Origin of the sequence: Variovorax sp. M-6 (assembly GCF_052114385.1) — a bacterium.
Lineage (GTDB): Bacteria > Pseudomonadota > Gammaproteobacteria > Burkholderiales > Burkholderiaceae_C > Variovorax.
On the sequence record NZ_JBFREQ010000041.1, the window covers coordinates 48,266 to 52,840 of the forward strand.

Below are 4,575 nucleotides of genomic sequence, written 5' to 3' on the forward strand. Positions count from 1 at the left end.
TCGGCGCGTGTGAAAGGCCCTAACGCAGGATGCCCTGCCGCGAACCGGCCGCGAAGCAGCCGGCGCCGTTCTCCGGGCAGATCACCACGTAGGTCTGGCGCTGGCCGCAGCCCGAGACGCCGATGGTGTATTCGGCGCGCACCGTGCCCTGGAAGCGCCAGGTCTGGACCAGCGGCTGCACGGTCTCGCGCGACAGCATCTCGCCGGTCGCGGCCGGGCAATTCATCTCGAACTGGCCGCGTCGGGTCGCCATCGAGACGGCTTCCGGTTGCATCTGGTCGATGAAGGGCGGGCCGGAGGCGCAGCCCGTGATGAAGAGCGCCGCCAGCAGCGGCAGCCTTGACGGTCGGATCGATGGCATGGCGACGGTCCTCGCTCCTGAAGGGATGTGGATGAAGCAGGTGCGCAAGCAATGTACCCGCGGGATCCCCGCCATGCATCCTCTTCCTATGGGACCTTGGTCCCATTGCGGCGGCGCCCCCGCATGGCATCGAAATCCTGCGGCGAACATCGCCGGCTCACCCACGCCGGTTCAACGCCACTGCAGCAGCAGCGACCAGGGCTGGCGGCTCATGTGGCGATCGACGCAGCCGGCCTGCGACGCGCTGCAGCCCCTGGGAAGATAGCTCGGATCCAGCAGCTTCGTGCCGGGCGCGAAGGCCAGCCGGCGCAAGGTGACGGACTGCAGCACATTGCCGCCCACGGTATCGAAGCCCGTGGCGTCCACTGCCACCACCACGTCGCAGTGCATCGGCAGCGCGGCAGCGCCGGCTCGGCGGCCAGCCAATGCCTCACCGATCTTGTCGAAGGTGTCCAGGTCGGCACCGGCGCCGCGCGCCTGGCACACCAGGTCGCCGACACGCGGCGGCGTGCGCGTGATGTCGCAGGCGCGCATCGCGTAGGGCGTGGCCCCGCCCGACGCCTCGTCGAGGCCGGCCTGCCACGCGGCGCCTGCGTAGTCAGCATGCGCTTCGGAGAACACGAACTCTTCCGCGCCAAGCCCGGCCTCGCGCGCGAGCCAGCTCATGAAGGCGGAGGACCAAGGCGTGTCGATCACGGCGACGCGGTCGACCGCGGCCTCGACGGCGCGCAGTTCGTGCGACGCCAGGCCCTGGTCAGGCCCCACGCCGAGGCCTTGCAGATGCGCATCCGTGGCCTGGTTCAGCGCCTGCTTCAGCAGCGCCCGATCGGCCGGGCGCAGGGCGCCGAATCGCACGAGGGAGGGCAAGCGGCGACGCTGCGGATCGACCGCCTGCCAGTAGCCGAGCACCCGCTCCCATGGCGCCTTGGCCAAGAGCGTGGCGCGGACGTCTTCGGCTTCCGAAAGCCCGGATTCGGTGAGCCGGCCCTCGGCGTCCATGGTCTGGCCACCGAAGGCCTGGTGCTCTCGTTGCGCCGCGGCGGCCCATGCCAATGCACGAGCCGGCGGCGTGGGCCGGGCGGCGGCGTCGAGGCAGATCGAACCGGCGGACGCACCGTCCGGTGCCAGCAGGACCAGCGCGGGAGCGAGGTGGGCGAAGAGCCGCCGCAGCGAGCAGAGGGAGAGCATGCGGAGCCGAGCATAGCCCGGGCTGCCAGGGCCGCTTCCTGCGACGTCCATGAAAGTTCATCAATGATCAGAGCGCAAGCCTTTCGCCTCGCCTGAGCGCTTTGTATCCCGCGAGCTACGACCAGTCGCGCATCTATTGGTCGGCGGACGCGAAACTCATGGCGAATCCGCCGTCGACCACGACCGCCATCTCATTCACTCCCAACTCATCAGGCGGTTCGATTTTGTGACCTCCCGCAGCAGCATGCACACGACTCACTGCATGCGCGATCTCTTGGGCTGATTCCTGCCACGGGGTGCCGTGCCAGTCATCGACGCCAACCGCATCGGCCGAGGGCCAGATGAACCTGTCTTTCTCGAGACGCTTGAGCAACCTTCAGGGGCGGGATTCGACGATCACCGGCCGTCTGTGCATGGCCTTTGAATTGGGCGACAAGAGCTGGAAGCTTCCCTGAAAAGAAACGGGCCGCAGAGCGGCCCGTTCGTGTGTGCTCTTCGGCCGAAGGAGGCCGATTGCGATATCAGCTCGCGGATGCAACCGTCTCCGGCGTGGCGGAGCTCACAACAGGTGCCGCAGCGTTCGTGGACGTGCGCGGGCTGCGGGTCTTGGCTGCAGCTTTCGACTTGGTCGCCCTGGCGGCGGCCCCCTTGGTGGTGCTCGCAACAGCCTTTGGCGCCTTGGCGCCGGCCGTCGCCTTGTTTGCCGGTGCCGCCTTCTTCGAAGGAGCGCTCTTCCTTGGTGCAGCCTTCCTCGCGACCGGCTTTTCAGCCTTGGCTTCGGAAACTGCGACAGGAGCGGCAGCGACCTTGTTGGCACGAACCGATTTCTTCACCGGTGCTGCAACCGTGCGGGCCTTACGAGTGGCCTTGTTCGCCACCGCAGCGACAGGCGCCACGGCCTTTTCGACTGAAGCGGCTGCAACGACGCCAGATTGGTCGATGAGGAACTTGTCACGATTGCGAACCGTGGCAATCCACCCGGGAGCCTTGCCGAATCCCGTCCAGGTCTTGCCCGTCTTGGGGTGGCGGTACTTGGGAATGCCTGCGCCCTTGCGCACGGCTTTGCCACCGCCGAGGGCCTTGCCGGCGGCTGTCTTCAATGCTTTGGCGCCACGGCCAAAGAGCTGCTCGACGGTCAGGCCAAACGTGGCAATCGACTCCCTGATTTGCGCAACCACCTTTGTCGTCTCGGCTTCACGGAGCGCGGCCGCTTCTTTTTCAAGTTTGGCGATGGCGGATTTGATTTGCGCGTAGGACTTCGTCATTGAGTCTGGAACCTTTGAAATGGAGGGAGTTTGTCGCTCGCCCTCACGAACGCTTGCGACAAAAAGGCGTCAGAAACTTGATGGATCGATCGAATGATCTTCTCTTCAAATGCACGCCGGGCCGGATTCTACCCACAGGCTGAGGTAAAGCCTTTCGCGCCTGCATGCCTGACGAACTGGACGCGGGCCTTCGAGAATTCTTCAGCATTCATCCGACGCCTTCCGAGCTTTCGCCTTCATTTCAGGGCCTATGCCGGAAAACTTCCCTTGCTCGTATCTTGGCTGCTGCTTGGCATGCGGAGGGCAAAAAGACGTGGTATTTCGCGTTAGCCCGGAATTTGTGGCGGAACTCGGCGGCCTGTGCAGCGATTTCATCGCCCGTTGCCGATAGGATCACCGCACCCCTTCAAAGCCAAACATGACTACGCGCAACACCGAGACAATCCTGCGCACCTACGGCTTCTGGATCCTGTCCTCGCTGCGCGATGAGTGTCGCGAGTTCCTCGAAGCAAACACGCTCAGGGAATTGGTCGCGAGCCCAGGCAATCTACGGTCGACGGTGCTGTTTCGCGATCAGGCGGACGGAACGGTCGAGGTGGTTATCCTGGCGTTGTGGGACTCGATGGAGAGCGTCAAGACGTTCCTCGGCAAGCAGGACTTGCGCAAGCCCAGGATCGATCCGATGGTCCACGCCAAGATTTTCGACCGTGAGCCCTATGTGCGGCAGTACGCGCTGTCCGACCCGGACGCGCTTGCGCTGATCCCGCCGAGCTGGAGGTAGGGCCAACGGCTGCTTTCGAGCGAGACGAAATCCGCCTAGGTCCCGATGGATTCGGTACTCTTGCTCGCGGTCGCCGCGACCTCCCATTGCTCGCCATCGTGCTGGGGCTTCTGCTCGCCCAGGGCCAGCTACGATCGCGCCATGGCGATTTCCGCGTTTGCAGTCAAGGTTCCCGCGGCCGAGCCGCTCGTCGCCGATCTGCGCGCGCAGTTTGACGCCACCGCGAGCCTGGGCGTACCGGCACACATCACGGTGCTGGTTCCGTTCATGCCACCGCAGCGCATCACGCCGGCCGTGCTCGAGCGGGCGCAGCAGGCCCTGGACCGCGTCCCGGCCTTCTTCTTTTCGCTGGCCGCGGTCGCGCGCTTCCCCACGACCGCGTACCTCGTGCCGGAACCGGCCGCCCCATTCGTCGCACTGACCAACGCGCTGGCGCAAGCCTTCCCGGACTTCCAGCCCTATGGGGGCGCCCATGAGGGTGTCGTCGTTCCGCACCTGACTGTCGCACACGGCGACGCCGCCCAGGCCGAGGCGGCAGCGGCCGAACTGCAGCGTCGCATGGGCACCCTCGAATTCCCTGTCGAAGCCGTGTGCGACTCGGTCGTGCTGCTGGAGAATTCGACGGGGCGCTGGATGCAGATGCATGACTTTGGCCTCCAGCAGGGCCCGCCCGCATAGCCTGCTGACTACCTGGCGCCGTCTTCGACGGTGTTCGGCGGTTCACGCCTCGGCAGCGTGACCGTGAATTCTGCCCCGCCGTCCGTTGCATTCCCGGCCGCGATCTCGCCGCCGTGCGCGCTCACCACCGCCTTGCAGATCGCCAGCCCGAGTCCGACCCCGGGCGTCGCCGACTCGGCCTGGCCGCGCGTGAACTTGTCGAACAGCGTCTGCTCGCGGCCCCGCAGCGCGGCAGGCAGGCCGGGGCCGTGGTCGCGCACCTGAAGCACCAGCGCATGCTCGGTGACGTGCGCGCCGACCAC

General features: G+C 66.1%; 7 protein-coding genes. 2 read left to right on the forward strand and 5 right to left on the reverse strand.

What is annotated here, in order from left to right; all coding sequences use genetic code 11:
• Positions 1 to 19 precede the first annotated feature (19 nt).
• The 4 genes from AB4Z46_RS31035 to AB4Z46_RS31050 form a co-directional block, all read right to left on the reverse strand.
• Entirely contained in the window at positions 20 to 361 is a 342-nt protein-coding gene (locus AB4Z46_RS31035) for a hypothetical protein (RefSeq protein ID WP_442287409.1), read from the reverse strand.
• A 171-nt stretch (positions 362 to 532) separates the two neighbouring features.
• Positions 533 to 1,549 (reverse strand): DUF2272 domain-containing protein, encoded by a 1,017-nt coding sequence (locus tag AB4Z46_RS31040; RefSeq protein WP_442287410.1) that lies wholly within the window; start codon positions 1,547 to 1,549, stop codon positions 533 to 535.
• A 133-nt stretch (positions 1,550 to 1,682) separates the two neighbouring features.
• A complete protein-coding gene (locus tag AB4Z46_RS31045) occupies positions 1,683 to 1,922 on the reverse strand; it encodes a hypothetical protein (RefSeq protein WP_442287411.1) in 240 nt (79 codons plus the stop codon).
• A gap of 148 nt (positions 1,923 to 2,070) precedes the next feature.
• The gene (locus AB4Z46_RS31050) at positions 2,071 to 2,814 is read right to left on the reverse strand and encodes an H-NS family nucleoid-associated regulatory protein (protein WP_442287412.1); all 744 of its coding nucleotides are present in this window, start codon (positions 2,812 to 2,814) and stop codon (positions 2,071 to 2,073) included.
• A 418-nt stretch (positions 2,815 to 3,232) separates the two neighbouring features.
• On the opposite strand from AB4Z46_RS31050, the gene AB4Z46_RS31055 reads away from it, so the two are divergent.
• Together AB4Z46_RS31055 and AB4Z46_RS31060 are read left to right on the forward strand one after the other, a co-directional pair.
• Positions 3,233 to 3,595 (forward strand): hypothetical protein, encoded by a 363-nt coding sequence (locus AB4Z46_RS31055; protein ID WP_442287413.1) that lies wholly within the window; start codon positions 3,233 to 3,235, stop codon positions 3,593 to 3,595.
• A gap of 141 nt (positions 3,596 to 3,736) precedes the next feature.
• Complete coding sequence (locus AB4Z46_RS31060) at positions 3,737 to 4,273, forward strand: 2'-5' RNA ligase family protein (protein WP_442287414.1); 537 nt, start codon at positions 3,737 to 3,739, stop codon at positions 4,271 to 4,273.
• 8 nt (positions 4,274 to 4,281) lie between these two features.
• Here the strand turns inward: AB4Z46_RS31060 and AB4Z46_RS31065 are convergent.
• Positions 4,282 to 4,575: ATP-binding protein (locus AB4Z46_RS31065; protein ID WP_442287415.1), on the reverse strand; the 294-nt coding region annotated here is incomplete at its 5' end.